The following is a 16,032-nucleotide window of genomic DNA, read 5'->3' as shown; positions in this document are numbered from 1 at the left end:
AGGTCTCCTCCGACACAATCAGTATATGCAGACGCATAGTAAATATGCGCATGCATATTTCCGGCTATCCGCCGTAGCTTTCCCATCACCGTCGCCAGACGACCCGCACCCAGGAGTTCCTCATGCCCGAGGCTGTCATCGTTTCCATCGCCCGTTCCCCGATCGGTCGCGCCATGAAGGGATCGCTCAAGGGCATGCGCCCCGACGACCTGGCCGCGCAGATGGTCCAGGCGGCACTCGACAAGGTGCCCGCACTCGACCCCACCGACATCAACGACCTGATCCTGGGCTGCGGTCTGCCCGGCGGGGAGCAGGGGTTCAACATGGGCCGCAACGTCGCGGTCCAGCTCGGCTACGACTTCGTCCCCGGCACCACCATCACCCGGTATTGTTCGTCGTCGCTGCAGACCACCCGGATGGCGCTGCACGCGATCAAGGCCGGTGAGGGCGACGTGTTCATCTCCGCCGGCGTGGAAACGGTGTCCCGGTTCACCGCGGGCAGCTCCGACTCGCTGCCCGACACCCAGAACCCGCTGTACGCGGACGCGCAGACCCGCACCGAGAAGCTGGCCCAGGGCGGCCAGACCTGGGTCGACCCCCGTGAGGAGGGGCTGGTCCCCGACACCTACATCGCGATGGGCCAGACCGCGGAGAACGTCGCGCAGATCACCGGCATCACCCGCGAGGAGCAGGACCGGTGGGCGGTGCGCTCGCAGAACCGCGCCGAGGAGGCCATAGGCGCCGGTTTCTTCGAGCGGGAGATCACCCCGGTGACCCTGCCCGACGGCACCATCGTGACGAAGGACGACGGTCCCCGCGCGGGCACCACCTACGAGGCTGTCAGCCAGCTGAAGCCGGTGTTCCGCCCGGACGGCACCGTCACCGCCGGTAACGCGTGCCCGCTCAACGACGGTGCCGCCGCCCTGGTGATCATGTCCGACACCAAGGCCAAGGAACTGGGGTTGACCCCGCTGGCCCGGATCGTGTCCACCGGGGTGTCCGGTTTGTCGCCGGAGATCATGGGTCTCGGCCCGATCGAGGCGTCCAAGCGTGCCCTGGCCATCGCCGGGATGGGTATCTCCGACATCGACCTCGTCGAGATCAACGAGGCGTTCGCCGTGCAGGTGATCGGGTCGGCGCGGGAGCTGAACATCGACGAGGACAAGCTCAACGTGTCCGGTGGCGCGATCGCCCTCGGTCACCCGTTCGGCATGACCGGTGCCCGCATCACCGCCACGCTGCTGAACAACCTGACCACCCACGACAAGCAGTTCGGCCTCGAAACCATGTGCGTCGGAGGCGGACAGGGCATGGCCATGGTCCTCGAACGCCTCAGCTGACAGAAACGACAGGAAACCTCAATGGGCAACATCACGTACGACTTCACCGGCAAATCGGTCATCGTCACCGGCGCCGCCCGCGGCATCGGCCAGGCCCTGGCCCGCCACTTCGCCGAGGCCAAGGCGACAGTGTTCATGGTGGACTTCGACAAGGACGAACTCGACAAGGCCGCCCGTGAGGTCGGCGCCATCGGCATCCCCGCCGACGTCAGCGACACCGGTGACGTCGAGAACGTGGTCTCTACCGTGATCGCCGAGACCGGGCGGGTGGACATTTTGATCAACAATGCCGGGATCCTGCGGGACAAGGTGCTGTGGAAGCTGACCGACGACGACTGGGACCAGGTCCTGAATGTCCACGCGGGCGGCACGTTCCGCTTCACCCGTGCCTGTGTGCCGCACTTTCGGGCACAGGAGTTCGGGCGGGTCGTCAACATCACCTCGTACACCGGACTGCACGGCAACCGTGGGCAGGCCAACTATGCCACCGCGAAGGCCGGGATCATCGGGTTCACCAAGACCGCCGCGAAAGAGCTCGCTGCTTTCGGGGTCACCGTGAATGCGATCTCCCCGAACGCTGCGACCCGGATGACCGCCTCCATTCCGAAGGAGAAGATCGGCGAGGTCACCGGTCCGATCTCGCGGTTCGCCGACCCGTCCGAGATGGCCGACGCCATCTGCTTCCTCGCGTCCGAGGAAGCCGGCTACGTCACCGGCGTCGTCCTCCCGGTCGACGGCGGCATCTCCATCTGAGCGAGCCCACCTTTGAACGGAACTGATTCTCATGACTGATGTACTTTCTCGCCGCGATCTCGATTTCCTGCTCTACGAGTGGCTCGACGTCGTCGCGTTGACCTCGCGTAAACGCTTCGCCGAACACTCGAAGGACACCTTCGACGCGGTGCTCGATCTCAGTGCGGACCTCGCGCACAAGCATTTCGCCACCCATAACAAGAAGGCCGACGCGCACGAGCCGACCATGAGCCCGGACGGCACCGTCGAGATGATCCCGGAGGTGAAGACGGCGCTCGACGCTTATGCGGCGGCCGGTTTGATCGCCGGGTCATTCGACGAGAGCGTCGGCGGGATGCAGCTGCCCACCACGGTGGCGCGGGCGGCGATGGCCTGGTTTCAAGCGGCTAACGTCAGCACCTCGGGCTATCCGTTCCTGACGACCGCTAACGCGAATTTGCTCGCCGAGTACGGCACCGAGCAGCAGATCGACGACTACGTCCGTCCGATGCTCGAGGGCCGCTGGTTCGGCACCATGTGCCTGTCCGAGCCGCAGGCCGGATCATCGTTGGCGGACATCACCACCCGCGCGGTCCGCCAGGACGACGGCAGCTACCGGGTCACCGGAACCAAGATGTGGATCTCCGGTGGCGACCACGAACTCACCGAGAACATCGTGCACCTGGTGCTGGCGAAGACACCGGGTGGCGGCCCCGGCGTCAAGGGCATCTCACTGTTCATCGTCCCGAAATACCTTCCCGGCGCCGACGGTGCCGCCGGCGAACGCAACGACGTCACCTTGGTGGGCCTCAACCACAAGATGGGCAACCGCGGCACCACCAACACCCTGCTCGCTTTCGGCGACGGCACCCACACCCCCGGTGGGAAATCGGGTGCTGTCGGTTTCCTGGTCGGCGAGGAACACCGCGGCCTGTCCTACATGTTCCACATGATGAACGAGGCCCGGATCGGTGTCGGGTTCGTCGCGATCGCCCTCGGCTACGTGGGATACCGCAAGTCGCTCGACTACGCGAGGGTGCGGACCCAGGGCCGCCCTCTCGGCGCCAAGGATCCCTCCTCGCCGCCGGTGCCGATCATCGAACACGCCGATGTCCGCCGAATGCTGTTGGCACAGAAGTCTTATGTCGAGGGCGCGCTCGCGCTCGGCCTCTACTGCTCGCGGTTGGTGGACGAACAGGACACTGCGCTCGACGCGGCGGTGACGGACGAGGCCACGTTGCTTCTCGATGTGCTGACCCCGATCGCGAAGAGCTGGCCCTCGCAGTGGTGCCTCGAGGCGAACAGCCTCGCGATCCAGGTGCACGGCGGTTACGGCTACACCCGCGACTACGACGTCGAACAGTACTACCGCGACAACCGATTGAATCCGATCCACGAGGGCACGCACGGGATCCAAGGTCTGGATCTGCTGGGCCGCAAGGTCACCATGCAAGACGGTGCCGGGCTGAGGTTACTCGGATCGAAGATCGCCGCGACCATCGCGCGGGCTCGGTCCCTCGGTGGCGACGCCACCGGTTACGCCGACGCCCTCGACACCGTCTGGAACCGGATCGTCGACATCACCGCCGCCTTGTGGGCGGCCGGTGACGCGACGACCGCGTTGGCGAACTCGTCGGTCTATTTGGAAGCGTTCGGACACACCGTCATCGCGTGGATGTGGCTCGAACAGCTCATCGCCACCGAGGGTAAGAGTGGTGACTTCTACGACGGAAAGCGCATGGCCGCCCGTTACTTTTACACCCACGAGGTGCCCAAGGTCGGCCCGCAACTCGATCTCTTGGCCAGCGGAGACCGGACCACTCTCGACATGAACCCCAGCTGGTTCTGACCCCAGGAGGCATCCCACATGAGTGTGCTCGACAAATTCCGCCTCGACGGCCGCGTCGCCATCGTCACCGGCGCCTCGTCCGGTCTCGGTGTGGCCTTCGCCAAGGCCCTCGCCGAGGCCGGCGCGGACATCGTCCTCGCGGCCCGTCGCGTCGACAAACTCGCTGACACAGCCGCACTGGTCCGTGCCACCGGCCGACGGGCCCTGCCCGTGGCCACCGACATCGCTGATCCGGATCAGTGCGCCGCCCTGGTCGACGCGGCAATGACCGAGTTCGGCCGCGTCGACGTTCTCGTCAACAACGCCGGCGTCGCCAGCGCCCACCCCGCCACCCGCGAAACCCCCGACCAGTTCCGCTCGGTGGTCGACATCAACCTGGGCGGCTCCTACTGGACCGCCCAGGCGTGCGGGAAGGTCATGCAACCCGGCAGTTCCATCGTCAACATTTCCAGCGTCCTCGGGCTCACCACCGCCGGCCTGCCCCAGGCCGCCTACAGCGCCAGCAAAGCCGCAATCATCGGTCTGACCCGAGATCTCGCCCAACAGTGGGGCACCCGCAAGGGAATTCGCGTCAACGCGCTCGCCCCGGGCTTCTTCGCCTCCGAGATGACCGACCAATATCACGACGGCTACCTCGACAGCCTCGCGTCACGGATGGTGCTCGGGCGCACCGGCGATGCCGCCGAACTCGCCGCCACCCTTGTCTGGCTCGCCTCCGACGCCGCCGGGTACGTCACCGGACAAACCCTCGCCGTCGATGGCGGTATGACCATCACCTGATCGCACCACACCCCGCAAGACCATCGCGTCGAAAGTAGCCACCATGCCCATCACCACCACCGTCGACGGGTTGAAGAGCCTCGTCGGCACCCCACTGGACCCCAGTGACTGGTTCGAGATCACCCAAGGCCGAATCGCCACCTTCGCCGACGCCACCGACGACCACCAATGGATCCATATCGACCCGGAACGGGCCCGCACGGAAAGCCCGTTCCGCCGTACCATCGCCCACGGTTACCTCACCCTGTCACTACTCAGCGTCATGTTCGCGCAGGTTCTCGACGTTCAGGGCACCTCCCTGGCGGTGAACTACGGCCTGAACAAGGTCCGGTTCCCCGCCCCCGTCCCCGCGAGATCGAAGGTCCGGCTCAACGCCGAGATAATCTCGGCCGAGGACATCAGCGGCGGCGTCCAGATCGTGTCCGCAGTGACCGTGGAATGCAGCGCCACCGACAAACCCGTCTGCGTCGCCGAACCGCTCTTCCGATACCACCGTTAATCTCGGATCGGGAATCAACGTCGCGCTGCTCGACGGATTGGCGTTGTCGATCGCAGCGAGCGCGAACTTTCCGGCTCTAGCGCTCAGTCTGGGGTGGAAACGCTTCAACACCCTCGGCGCCGTGACCGGAATCGACACCGGACCGGCCTGGTCACCACCGTCACCCTGATCATCCTCGGCCCCCAGGTGTGGCCGGGCGACGCGGACAATGCCCCGTCCCGCTGACCTTCCCGGTGCTGGTATCGATCCCAGTCGGATTCCTGGGCTGCTGGATCGGGACCATGATCGGCAAACCCGACCCCCATCAGGGCAACGCCTTCACCAAACTGCGAGTGCGCTCCCAGGTCGGGCTCGGTGCGGAAGAAAACCCACCCGCCCGAATCCCCACCCGTCCGCAACTCGTGCGGACCGACATGACAGGAGAAATGAAGATGAGCGCTGAGGCGGTCGATGTACGCGAAACCCCTACCGTGGCAGACTTCACGGTGCACCGCACGGCAACCACACGGTGGTCCGACAACGACATGTACGGCCACCTGAACAATGCCGTGTACTACCAACTCTTCGATGCAGCGATCAACGGCTGGATCATCGAGCACACCGGCCTCAACCCGGTCGCGGCTCCGGCCTTAGGCGTCGTCGCCGAGTCCGGATGCCGGTATTTCGAGCAGCTGCAGTTCCCGCAGGCCCTGGAGGTAGGAATCCGTGTCGCCAGGCTGGGCCGCACCAGCGTCACCTATGACCTCGGACTCTTTCCTACCGGGCTGCCCGAGACGGCGGCGGTCGCCGCGCGGGGGCGGTGGGTGCACGTCTATGTCGACCGTGACACCCGGCGCCCGGTGCCGATCCCTGACGGGCTGCGGCGGCTGTTCGAATCGGCCACCGGATAGCCGCGGCGATCCCAGGGATGGTTCGCCACCGACGCGAACTCTGGAAACCGACACGGAACCGTGGAACCTACAACCGCAACTGTAGGTTTTCGCCGATCTTGTCAGTCGCACGCCGCACTGACCTGCGACGTTACAAAGCCTTGCCACCAAGGGATTCTCACTAGATTGTCAGAATCCTCGAACCGTCCGGAGACGACCAGGTCGCTGAACTGAGGGTGACGCCGAAAGCTTGTGGCCTACTGACACCAAACTCAGAAACTGACACAGCTCGCGAAAACCTACAGGCAACGCCGGATTCGGCGACAAACCGACTGTCTCCGTGTCCCTCATGGTTTGTGCGCACTGGGGCACGATAATTTCAGTTATTGCAACGTAACTCCTCCGTATTTCATCAGATGCATCATCGGCGCCATGCGCGTAACCGCGGAACGACCCGACGTGTTTCGCTGCAGATGGTCGCAGCGCTCTGCGACATCTTCGGCTGCGGAGTGGACGACCTGGTCACCGTGACCGCGACCGACACCCGACGCAAGCGCGCCGCCGCCTCCACACCGAATGTGGTCGAAATGAACAAGGCTGCTCCTCCCCCACCATCACCCAGGACCAACGGATCGCCTGGCTGCGCGAACTGCTGACCGGTAACAGCGAATCCCTGCCGTACCGGATCGCTGGGACGTTGCTGCTCCTCTACGCTCAACCAATCGCGAGGATCGCACCGCATCGCACCACCGACGTCCTTCTCGCACCAGACGGTCTATATCTTGCCCTCGGGACCCATCCTGCGCCCATTCCGGCTCCGTTCGCGGGCATGCTCATCGAGTACCTCGCACAGCGCCCCAACCTGCATGCGGTCCGAGATGGTGACTCGGAGTGGCTCTTTCCCGGTCGCACGCCCGGTAGTCACCTACACCCCACCGCGATCATGAACAGACTACGCACCCTCGCTACCGATCTCCTTGGTGCTCGCACGACAGCAATCCAAACTTTGGTGACTGAGGTGCCTGCACCGGTGGTGGCAGGCATGCTCGGCTACAGCCAGCAGATCACCCATCGCCACGCCGCCGAGGCATCGCAACCGTGGTCACGATACGTGCGCCCCGGTGTCGAGCGGTGAGGACCGCACCTCACCTGAATCATCAGAGCCCACGACCCCCGCGTCACCACAGCGAAGGACGAAACCCATGACCGAACCGGGGTGAAAACGATTCGATCCCCGTCTCGGCGATCTCGTTCACGAGGCCGGAAAGGATTGGTGCGACGTGGTTTACGTCGATCTCTCGCACGGCATCAGTATAGAAGCACTTCGTGCCCCTGGCGCAGTAGCGGTCAACGCCGTATCGAGCGGCCGGTTTCAGTTCGGGGTCCGGTCGGGTCGCCCTTCAACGAGCGACTGTCCCGGGCGATTAAAGATGTTTCGGCAATAGGGTGAGCGCTGATCATAAGGAAAGTCCGGTGTGGTCGAGGAAGCCGTGGCACAGGTCGTAGTTCGAGCCGATCCGGGTCAGTCCGGTCTCGGTCGCCACGCGGACCTCGTCGAGGGTATCGGGGCACAGGTTGGCCAGTTCGGCGGATTTCATGTTTCCCCACGCCTGTTCGATGGGATTGAGCTCGGGGGCATAAGCAGGGAGACGTTCGACGTGGAGCCAGTCGCGTTGGGTGGCCAGCCAGGCGGTCATCGCCCGGGATCGATGGGCCATGAGCCCGTCCCAGATCAGGATGAGCTTCTCACCGACGAAGTGGTTGCGCAGCTCGGTGAGGAACTCGATGAGCTTGTCGGTGTTGTAGGCGCCGTCAGTCATGGAGAACACGAACGCGCTGCCACTGCGGTCGGGTCGATAGGCCAGGACTCCGGCCATAGACATTCGTTTCCAGGAGAAGCGGTGATGCAGAACGGGTGTGACACCTTTCGGCGCCCAGGTTGCGCGGACCACCGGGAGCAGCGAGACGCCACTTTCGTCCTGGAAGCAGATCCATGCACCTCGGCGCCGCGCTATTTTTTTATCCGCGGCCACTCGTTCTCGCGCCAGGCGACTATGGCGTCCTCGTCGCGTTCGACCGCGCGCCGTGCGGGACGTTGCCGGCTCCAGCCGAGCCTGGTTCGCAGGATCGCCCATGTCTGGGTGGGTCCGTAGGTCACGCTGGTGAGCCGCTCGATCACGATCGCAACCCGACCCAGGGTCCACACCCCGGTCGCGAAGCCGTGAGCCTGGGGTCCTTTGAGCAGCTCCTCTCGGATCACCTCGATCTGGGCATCGTCGAGACGCGGCCGGCGTCCCGCACGGCCGGCACCTTCCAACGCTTCGCTACCCCCTTCGGTCCACTGCCGAAACCATCGGGACGCAGTCTGCTGGGAAACCTCCAGCTCGACCGCGACATCGATCTGCCTCCGTCCCGCAGCGAACATCTCCGCCGCCCGCATCCGCCTGTCACGCAACGCTCCGAGATCACGGCGAGTACCGCGCTGCTTGACTTTCCGGGCGTCGGGCTCCTCGCCGGAGCCGGTCTCCTTCCCTGCCATTCGTCAATGATCAAGCAGCGCGGTGCGAATCACGCGCAACGACACGCCCTATTACCGAAACATCTTTAGGTTGCGACGACTATCTGCCGCTTCAGCCGTCATCCGAGACCGCGCGACAACTGGGTCTCGATCGCGATCGAGCGGAGCTTGAGCTTGTCGATCTTCCCCACAGGGTTGAGCGGCAAGGCCGGAAGCACCGACATCACAGCAGGTCGCTTGTACGGAGCAAGCTGCGCCTGGCAGAGCTCCTCGAGAGCATCGAACGTGCGCGACGCATCACTGTCTCGACCGGTGGTGATGAATGCGGTCACGATCTCGCCCCACGTCTCGTCCGGCCTTCCGACGACGGCGACGTCGATGACGTCTGGATGACTCGCCAGGACGTCTTCGATCTCGCGGGGATAGATGTTCTCGCCGCCCCGGATGATCATGTCTTTGACTCGCCCGTCGATCACCAGATATCCGTCGACGTCCAGGTGTCCGAGGTCGCCGGTCTTCAGCCAACCGTCCGCGAGCACGGCCCGGGTCTCCTCCGGCTTTCCGAGGTAGCCCGCCATGACGTTCTCGCCGCTGATCTGCACTTCCCCGGTCACGCCCGCGCCAACACCCGCTCCGTCCGCGTCCACGATCCGTATTTTTTGCCCTGGCATGGGCGGCCCCACCGTGCCCGGCTTTCGCAGACCGTCCCACGGGTTGACCGTTGAAGCGCAGGTTCCCTCCGACAGTCCGTAGCCCTCCACGACCGGGACGCCGAACCGGCTCTCGAATTCTTCCAGCAGCCCGTTGGGCGCGGGGGCGGCTCCACAGAGTGCGAAGCGCAGCGACGACGTGTCGACCGTCCCGAGGTCCGGGGCCGCTGCCAACATCGAATAGATCGTTGGCACGCCGCTGAAGTAGGACGGCCGTACCTTCGCCACCAGGTCGAAGAACGTGGCTGGGTCGAATCGTCCGGTGATGATCGTGCTGCCGCCGTAGAGCATGGGCGTCAGGACGCTGACGACGATCCCGTTGACGTGGAACAGCGGGAGGATCAGCAAGCTGCGATCGGCTGAGGTGATGCCCATGGAGCTGGCGCCCATCGAGGCCATGGCCACGAGGTTCTCGTGGGTCAGCATCACGCCCTTGGGCCGTCCAGTGGTGCCACTGGTGTAGATCAGGAGGGCGAGCGAGTCGCCCTCCACCGCCAGATCGCTGCTCGTGTCCACGCCGGAGACTGCCGTGTCTCGCACGGCGACGACCCGGAGTCCGGGAGTCGGTGTCGAACCGTCTGCGTCAACCACGATCGCCGCACCGGAGTCGCGAAGCTGATAGAGCAACTCATGCTCCAGCAACCCCGGGTTGATCGGCGTGACCGTGCAGCCGATGCGCCACGCGGCAAGTAGGAAGACGACGAATTCCAGGCGATTGGGGAGGCGTAGCGCGACGACGTCGCCGGGCGTAGCGCCGTGCTCTCGAAGCCGAGCACCGGCCACGACGACTCGGTCGAGCAGATCGTGGTTGGTCAGGAGCTCGTCCCCGTTGCCGACGGCCGGACCGTGCGGGTCCGCGGCCGCCCGAGCGTCGCACAGGGCGGCGAAGTGATGGGTGACCGGCCGGCCTTGTGCTGTCATCGGGCACCGTCGGCCGCTTGGGGCGACAGGTGCTTCGCGAGGAACTCCGTCTGCTCGGCGACGAGTTGCTCGAACGGCTCACCCGTGTAGAAGTCGAAGTGCCCGGCCTTGTAGGTCTGCACTATTCCGCGCGGCGCTCGGTGCGCGTATTTGAGGGTCGGCCCGGCAGGTGCCACCGTGTCCGTGCTGCTGACGCAGAAGAGGATCGGCATCTGAATTTTCTTCGTCCTGCGGCCCGGTCGGTACCGGATGAGGCGCGCGATCGCGCGTGCCCTCGTGCTGTTGACGAACGTTCCGCCCGCGGGCACGAGCGACTGGTACCCGGGCAGCGCATCAGGTGCGGTCATGATGGCGACGTCGCCGGGTGCGCCGGCGAGCGGTAGGCAGACCGGGTCTCGTCGTGTGGCGGTGGCGACCAGGTCGCGGATGAGTAGCCGCTGGAGGCGGAGGGATTCAACGGGGCTCGTGCGCAGCGCAGTCAGCAGTCCATCGGTGAAGGGACACTGCGCGACGGCCGCAGCCAGCTCCGGGTGACGCGACGCGATGGTGATGGCGTGCCCCCCGCCGAACGAAGTCCCCCAGATCGCGATGCGGCTGCCGTCGACGTCCTCGCGGCTACGCGCGTGGGCCAAGACTTCTTCCCAGTCGAGGAGCTGGTCCTTCACGTTCAGCTCCTGCCGATGCGCGCCGCCGCTGTCGCCGAAATTGCGGTAGGTGAAGGCAATGCTGGCGATCCCCCGGGCAGCGAACCGCTCCGCGTAGGCGTCGAGGCGCATCTCGCGCGTGGCCCCCATGCCGTGTCCCATGACGACGACGGGAGGCCGCTGAACCCCCGTTGGCAGATGGAGCCACGCCGTGCAGAAGCTGTCGCCCACCGGGATGGAGATGGTGTGGCGCTGGTAGGAGGTGTTCCTGGACATCGTCTGACCTCGCAAGTTGTTATAACACTGATATATCGGAGTTTGGAACGTAACAGGGCCTGTGGGAGGATCGCGGGGTGACGACGATTGACGCTCTCCCTGCACGCCGGGGCGCCTTGGTCGAGGCGGCCATCCGCCTCCTGAGCGAGGGCGGACCGACGGCGATCAAGGCCCGGACCGTGACAGCCGAGGCGGATCTGACGACGATGGCTCTGTACTCGGCATTCGGGGGCATGCCGGGATTGATGACCGCCGTCGTCGAGGAAGGCTTCGCGCGACTCGACGCACGCATGCGCACGATTGACCCCTCGGACGACTCCATTGCGGACCTGTTCTCGATGGCCATCGAATGTCGGCGTTTCGCCATCGACAACCCCCACCTCTACGACCTGATCTTCGGTACCGAAAGCCGAGACGCCGCCCGCGGCAAGCTGTTTGCCGGCGCCGACGCACCCTCGACCGAAGAATCCTCGTATCAGCAGTCCTTCGCCACCGTGGCGAATGCCTGCGACCGGGCCATCAAGAGCGGCCGAGTGCGGTCGTCCAGTGGGCGCCACTTGGCTGCCCAGCTCTGGAGCCTCGTGCACGGTTACATCTCGCTGGAGCTCAGCGGACACTTCGCGGGCTTCGGCGACCCAGTCGAAGAGGTCCTGATCCCACTGGCCGTGAGTTTTATGACCGGCCAAGGCGATGACAGGGACAAGGCCCTGTCATCGACCACGAAGACCAAGGTCTGAGGCCGCCCGCCCGTCGTCGTCAGGCCGAGGCCGGGCTCGGCTTCTCGACCAGGAGGTCCTCGCGACCGGCATCGGTGACGGTCTGGACGTACAGGGGGAAGAGCTTCGTAGCGATCGGCAGAACTCGGACGATCAACGACTTCTTCCCCTGCACCCTCACCAGCCCGCGGGTCATCGAGGCGAGCAGGTTCAACTCGCCCTGCCAGAACAGATTGGCTGCCGTGGTCGACATGCGAAGAGTCGCGTCGGCCTCCTCATCGGCGCTGCCCTCGCGCGCCTCCTGAGAAGCCATGTCGATGATGAGAACCCCGTCGGGGTCGGTGGTGATCACCTTCAGCGTCCCCTGGAGACCTTTCATCTTGGCGAGAATCGCCTCGTCTGAACGGGCGGCTTCGAAGGTGGAGACGATGAAGCGAAACATCTCTTCGGCGGCGGGCTTGGTCGTCATGTCACTCCTGCATGGTTGAGAGATCGGTCGGTTTCGTCGTGCGCGAACTTCAGGCCAACTGGTCGGTGAGAATTCCGGCGTTCTCGCCCTGCCAGGGCGAGGCCGCGTTGTCCCTGGCCCACCGTTTTTCTTCGTCCGACTCCGCCGGCGGCGGCACGAGCCCTTGGGTGCGCCACAGGTCGAGCGGCGTCTCGTCGATGTGGATCTCCCAGTCGAATCCTCGATCCTTCGCGAACGGCTCCAGCGTCGCCTCCATCATTTCCATGGTCAGATCGCGCAGTTCCGGGGTGTCGAGCTGGCGTGCGATGTGGTCGATGACCACTCGGACGAAGTTGTCGGCCGGTTCGCCTCCGACCCAGATGGTGCCCGGCGGCCGCTCCTCGAACACGACCACGACGTAGAAGCGCGGCAGTCCGGCCAGGTCGGCGTAGACGTCGGTGATGGCGTTCGAGAACGCCGCCTTGTCGGCGGTGTCGTAGGCCCCTTCAGGGGCGAAGATCTGCCACATCGGCATGGTTGGCTCATCTCCTTCGGTGACTTGCGTCTCACTCCAAACGACGTTATAACAGTATTATAGAATCGGCAACAGTCAACCGCGGAGGAAATATGAGCTCGCTTCCAGACAACGTCACGTATCACCCGCCGGTCCGCGCGACGGTCTTCGTCGGGCGATGGCCGCACGTCCCCTACGAGGAGATGCCCGAGATCATGCCCTCGGGCCTGTTCTCGCCAACCACAGCGACGCTGATCAGCGGCGAGACCGAAGCCGTGTTGATCGACGCCCTCTACCTCAAGGACGACGTCCGCGACCTCGGCGATCTGATAGAGCGAACCGGCAAGAAGCTGACCGCCATCTACGTCACGCACGACCACCCTGACCACTACCTCGGGATCGGCCCGTTGCTCGAGCGATTCCCTGAGGCCCGCTGCTTCGCACTGCCCCAGGTCGTGGAGTCCATGCACGAGACGATGGAGATGCAAGGCGATCAGTGGGAGCTGCTGTTCGGCGACACGTGCATCGTCGGAGGCGTGTTCCCCGAGCCCCTCGAAAGCGACACGCTCGCCGTCGACGGCGTGGAGGTGCGCGTCATCGAGGTCAAGCAGGCCGACATCCATCCAACCTCGATCGTGCACGTGCCCTCGATCGACCTCGTGGTGGCAGGCGACGCGATCTACAACGAGATCCATCCCATGCTCGGACTCTCGGGTCCCCAGGAGTGGGAGGACTGGCTCGAGACCGTCGACCTCGTGGAGAGCCTGGCGCCCAAGATGATCGTGGCCGGCCATCGCCGCCCCGACGGCGACGACCGGGCCGTCGAGACGATGATCAGTCAAACTCGCGCCTACATCCGCGACTTCGCTGCCACCTACCACGGAGCCACGTCGCCCGACGAGATCGTCGATGCGATGGTCGCGAAGTACCCGCACCACGGCAATCTCTGGACGTTGCAGTTCTCCGCCATCAACGTTCTCGCGTCGAAGGATGCCGGAATCCAGGCCGCAAGCTCAGCGACCTGACCGCGTCGCCGCCGTCTCCGACGACGGAAGCGGCTCCGGCCAGCACGCGGACGAGATCACCGACTGGCTTGTCGAGTCGCTCCACCTGGAGTGCAACCCGTCACCGATCATCGTGAGGCAACCCGATGCGACCGCAATGATGATGGCGACACCACTAGTCAGACTCGCGATAGGGAGCGTGGCCTGCGGGGGCGCCTCGCCAGCAAAGCCTCGGCACCCGACGAATAGTTCCAATTCGAATATGCAGGGTTACCAGTAAAATCGGCATTATTGCATCTGATGCACGATTGTCGTTCGGCTGGTCATCGTCGTCATTTACGCCCGTCCGCTTGCCAGATATGTGGGTTGACCAGGCCGAATACATACCAGCGCATCGACGACCCGCGGTTAACTGCTCATGGCAGCGCCGGGTCAGGCCGTTAGACGAACGGTCACCAATGGTTGGGAGGGACCGCCCTCCGACGCCACACATGGTGCGATCCACCGGGCTGATGCGGACAGTCCGTTCCCACAACGGCTCTGGGTTAGGCCATCGAGTGGAAGGGCAGCATCCGAGGAAGAGACCTCTACTGGTGTTCCGAAGAGCCAGCGGTGTTTCAGCCGACTGCGGGGCCGGGCCCGTCCGACTTGGGACGGTGGGTGTGCTGGAGTTCGGTGTTGATACGTCGCGCCTCGACGAGTTGGTTTTCGAGGATGATGATGCGGCATTCGGAATCGAGTGCGGTGCCCTGGTCGATCAGTTCGCGGGCCCGGGCGGCGAGACGGAGCTGGTATCGGGAGTAGTGCGGGCACACTGTTTCGGGCCGCGCGGTTCACGGCAGGGCGAGCGCGATAGCCAGGGCTTTGTTCAACTCGACAATCGTCGACGGCGACAGTGCGCCGCCCGACCTGCTTGCTTCCAGCTCGTCGTCGAAAAGTTGAACGATGTCATCGGCGAGGATGGATCCGACCAGAGGATCATTGGGACCGAGCGGGACTGCAGTAGGGATACCCGGCTTCGGGGTGGTGATCCGAGCGGCCAGCACCGTGTTCAGGTTCCGGTTTCGAAGGTTATTGGAGACAACTACCCACGGCTTCTCTCCATGTCCCATATCGAACCAGAAAATCTGCCCTCGCAACGCCGTCGTCATTCGACGTAAGAGCCATCGACACGGTTCGCGTAGCGCGTGCGATGCGCAAGCCGCTCTTCGCGGCTTTCAGCCTGCTGCTCCTCCGCAAGCCGCGCGTAACCAGCTTCGAGAGCCTTTTCCCGTAGGGATTCAGCCCCAGCTCGCAGCAACGCACGGGCAATGCCGGACTCAGAGTTGTCCCGGACAGTGATGTGATGCTGCTGCGCCCACCGCCTGAGGATGTCGGATTCAAGGCGTTCGGGATCCGCGAACACAGCGAGTTCCGCTTGATCCTCGCTGTCCAGAGTGACTGGTAGCCGCTTCACATCCATGTTTCACATTATGACTCAGATTGTGAATCACTACAAGCGCGGTCTGTGCGCGGACCGCCTCTTTGGAGACGTGACGATCGGGCCTTACCGACTCGCAACTGACGTACGTCGAGGTCAACGCCCCTATTCTGGCGGATCGGCATCGGTCGGACTAACGCGAATTTCCGGGAAGTTGGTTCGCCGCAATCACACTGCGTCGACTGATAGCCGCTGACCTGCGTGGATCCCGCAACGTGCGCGAAGGATTCGCCGACGATCTTGCGGTGATCCGACTGCTGAATCCCATTCATGTAATTTCGTTACGATACCGTGATCTGCTACCGATTTCCCCGTGCCGGCCACGCCGAGAAGCAAGCCCGCTGGCAAGACCTGTTCGCACCGCTGATCGAGCCGCGCCTGCCCGACTCCGACCACCGCACCCTGCAAGCCCGCGCGATCGCCGCCGCAGCAATCACCTGCCTACAGGTAGCCAACGAGGAATGGGTACGTCTGAGCGGACGGGTCGACATGCTCGACCTCTACGACACCGCCGTACACGCCATCCGCCGCCCCACCTGAAACCGGCCGCATCCGACTCCGCCATGAACGTCGGCATGGGGACCAGTGCCCGAACCGCCTGACCGGAAAATGCTGAAGGTGGGTGGCAGGCGATTGCATCCGGCGTAGCTTGCGGAGCCGGATCAGGTTGTGAAGGTATGGGTTTGGGTTAGGCGTCACATATTCCAGGTCGCGTCCAGGGAGTTCGCGCAG

The 16,032-nt window shown here is 64.5% G+C and carries 19 protein-coding genes and 2 pseudogenes; 11 read left to right on the top strand and 10 right to left on the bottom strand.

Going from position 1 to position 16,032, the window contains the following annotated elements:
* Positions 1-122 precede the first annotated feature (122 nt).
* From I1A62_RS05410 to I1A62_RS45975, 8 genes and pseudogenes are all read left to right on the top strand, one after another.
* A complete protein-coding gene (locus I1A62_RS05410; RefSeq protein WP_219454634.1) occupies positions 123-1,340 on the top strand; it encodes an acetyl-CoA C-acetyltransferase in 1,218 nt (405 codons plus the stop codon).
* Between the two features lie 21 nt (positions 1,341-1,361).
* On the top strand, positions 1,362-2,093 hold the full coding sequence (locus tag I1A62_RS05405) for an SDR family NAD(P)-dependent oxidoreductase (protein ID WP_219454632.1): 732 nt from the start codon (positions 1,362-1,364) through the stop codon (positions 2,091-2,093).
* A gap of 31 nt (positions 2,094-2,124) precedes the next feature.
* The gene (locus tag I1A62_RS05400) at positions 2,125-3,921 is read left to right on the top strand and encodes an acyl-CoA dehydrogenase (RefSeq protein ID WP_219454630.1); all 1,797 of its coding nucleotides are present in this window, start codon (positions 2,125-2,127) and stop codon (positions 3,919-3,921) included.
* An 18-nt stretch (positions 3,922-3,939) separates the two neighbouring features.
* Positions 3,940-4,701 (top strand): SDR family NAD(P)-dependent oxidoreductase, encoded by a 762-nt coding sequence (locus I1A62_RS05395; protein WP_219454629.1) that lies wholly within the window; start codon positions 3,940-3,942, stop codon positions 4,699-4,701.
* A gap of 43 nt (positions 4,702-4,744) precedes the next feature.
* Positions 4,745-5,200 (top strand): MaoC family dehydratase, encoded by a 456-nt coding sequence (locus I1A62_RS05390; RefSeq protein WP_219454627.1) that lies wholly within the window; start codon positions 4,745-4,747, stop codon positions 5,198-5,200.
* A gap of 431 nt (positions 5,201-5,631) precedes the next feature.
* Positions 5,632-6,090, top strand: a complete 459-nt coding sequence (locus I1A62_RS05385; RefSeq protein ID WP_219455133.1) for a thioesterase family protein — start codon at positions 5,632-5,634, stop codon at positions 6,088-6,090.
* A gap of 437 nt (positions 6,091-6,527) precedes the next feature.
* Positions 6,528-6,725: pseudogene (locus tag I1A62_RS05380) on the top strand (hypothetical protein); the annotation flags it as partial.
* A 353-nt stretch (positions 6,726-7,078) separates the two neighbouring features.
* The gene (locus I1A62_RS45975; RefSeq protein WP_257890468.1) at positions 7,079-7,204 is read left to right on the top strand and encodes a hypothetical protein; all 126 of its coding nucleotides are present in this window, start codon (positions 7,079-7,081) and stop codon (positions 7,202-7,204) included.
* 43 nt (positions 7,205-7,247) lie between these two features.
* Here the strand turns inward: I1A62_RS45975 and I1A62_RS45970 are convergent, their stop codons facing one another.
* The 5 genes from I1A62_RS45970 to I1A62_RS05360 form a co-directional block, all read right to left on the bottom strand.
* On the bottom strand, positions 7,248-7,373 hold the full coding sequence (locus I1A62_RS45970; protein ID WP_257890467.1) for a hypothetical protein: 126 nt from the start codon (positions 7,371-7,373) through the stop codon (positions 7,248-7,250).
* 153 nt (positions 7,374-7,526) lie between these two features.
* Positions 7,527-8,102, bottom strand: a complete 576-nt coding sequence (locus tag I1A62_RS05375; protein ID WP_257890466.1) for an IS630 family transposase — start codon at positions 8,100-8,102, stop codon at positions 7,527-7,529.
* Positions 8,081-8,608 (bottom strand): winged helix-turn-helix domain-containing protein, encoded by a 528-nt coding sequence (locus I1A62_RS05370; RefSeq protein WP_257890465.1) that lies wholly within the window; start codon positions 8,606-8,608, stop codon positions 8,081-8,083. Before I1A62_RS05370 ends, I1A62_RS05375 begins: the two co-directional genes overlap by 22 nt.
* A 98-nt stretch (positions 8,609-8,706) precedes the next feature.
* Positions 8,707-10,218 carry a class I adenylate-forming enzyme family protein gene (locus I1A62_RS05365; RefSeq protein WP_219454625.1) on the bottom strand — a complete coding sequence of 504 codons (1,512 nt, stop codon included), beginning with the start codon at positions 10,216-10,218 and terminating at the stop codon, positions 8,707-8,709.
* A complete protein-coding gene (locus I1A62_RS05360; RefSeq protein ID WP_219454624.1) occupies positions 10,215-11,138 on the bottom strand; it encodes an alpha/beta hydrolase in 924 nt (307 codons plus the stop codon). The genes I1A62_RS05365 and I1A62_RS05360 overlap by 4 nt, the downstream gene beginning before the upstream one ends.
* Positions 11,139-11,254: 116 nt before the next feature.
* Between I1A62_RS05360 and I1A62_RS05355 the strand changes: the two genes are divergently transcribed.
* Positions 11,255-11,875, top strand: coding sequence for a TetR-like C-terminal domain-containing protein (locus I1A62_RS05355; RefSeq protein ID WP_219454622.1), 621 nt, complete (start codon positions 11,255-11,257; stop codon positions 11,873-11,875).
* A 19-nt stretch (positions 11,876-11,894) separates the two neighbouring features.
* Here I1A62_RS05355 and I1A62_RS05350 read toward each other — a convergent pair whose 3' ends face one another.
* The gene (locus I1A62_RS05350; protein ID WP_219454620.1) at positions 11,895-12,323 is read right to left on the bottom strand and encodes an SCP2 sterol-binding domain-containing protein; all 429 of its coding nucleotides are present in this window, start codon (positions 12,321-12,323) and stop codon (positions 11,895-11,897) included.
* 49 nt (positions 12,324-12,372) lie between these two features.
* Entirely contained in the window at positions 12,373-12,837 is a 465-nt protein-coding gene (locus I1A62_RS05345) for a tautomerase family protein (RefSeq protein ID WP_219454619.1), read from the bottom strand.
* Between the two features lie 92 nt (positions 12,838-12,929).
* Between I1A62_RS05345 and I1A62_RS05340 the strand changes: the two genes are divergently transcribed.
* Positions 12,930-13,841, top strand: coding sequence for an MBL fold metallo-hydrolase (locus I1A62_RS05340; protein WP_219454617.1), 912 nt, complete (start codon positions 12,930-12,932; stop codon positions 13,839-13,841).
* A 596-nt stretch (positions 13,842-14,437) separates the two neighbouring features.
* On the opposite strand, the pseudogene I1A62_RS05335 reads toward I1A62_RS05340, so the two are convergent.
* The 3 genes and pseudogenes from I1A62_RS05335 to I1A62_RS05325 form a co-directional block, all read right to left on the bottom strand.
* Positions 14,438-14,623, bottom strand: a pseudogene (locus tag I1A62_RS05335) (MerR family transcriptional regulator); the annotation flags it as partial.
* A gap of 30 nt (positions 14,624-14,653) precedes the next feature.
* On the bottom strand, positions 14,654-14,971 hold the full coding sequence (locus I1A62_RS05330) for a type II toxin-antitoxin system PemK/MazF family toxin (RefSeq protein ID WP_219454615.1): 318 nt from the start codon (positions 14,969-14,971) through the stop codon (positions 14,654-14,656).
* On the bottom strand, positions 14,968-15,282 hold the full coding sequence (locus I1A62_RS05325) for a hypothetical protein (protein WP_219454614.1): 315 nt from the start codon (positions 15,280-15,282) through the stop codon (positions 14,968-14,970). The genes I1A62_RS05330 and I1A62_RS05325 overlap by 4 nt, the downstream gene beginning before the upstream one ends.
* 309 nt (positions 15,283-15,591) lie before the next feature.
* Between I1A62_RS05325 and I1A62_RS05320 the strand changes: the two genes are divergently transcribed.
* Positions 15,592-15,840, top strand: coding sequence for a hypothetical protein (locus tag I1A62_RS05320; protein ID WP_219454612.1), 249 nt, complete (start codon positions 15,592-15,594; stop codon positions 15,838-15,840).
* Positions 15,841-16,032 lie beyond the last annotated feature (192 nt).

The organism is Rhodococcus sp. USK10 (assembly GCF_019378875.1).
Taxonomy (GTDB): Bacteria; Actinomycetota; Actinomycetes; order Mycobacteriales; family Mycobacteriaceae; genus Rhodococcus_F; species Rhodococcus_F pseudokoreensis.
This window is presented reverse-complemented; position numbering and strand designations above follow the sequence as displayed.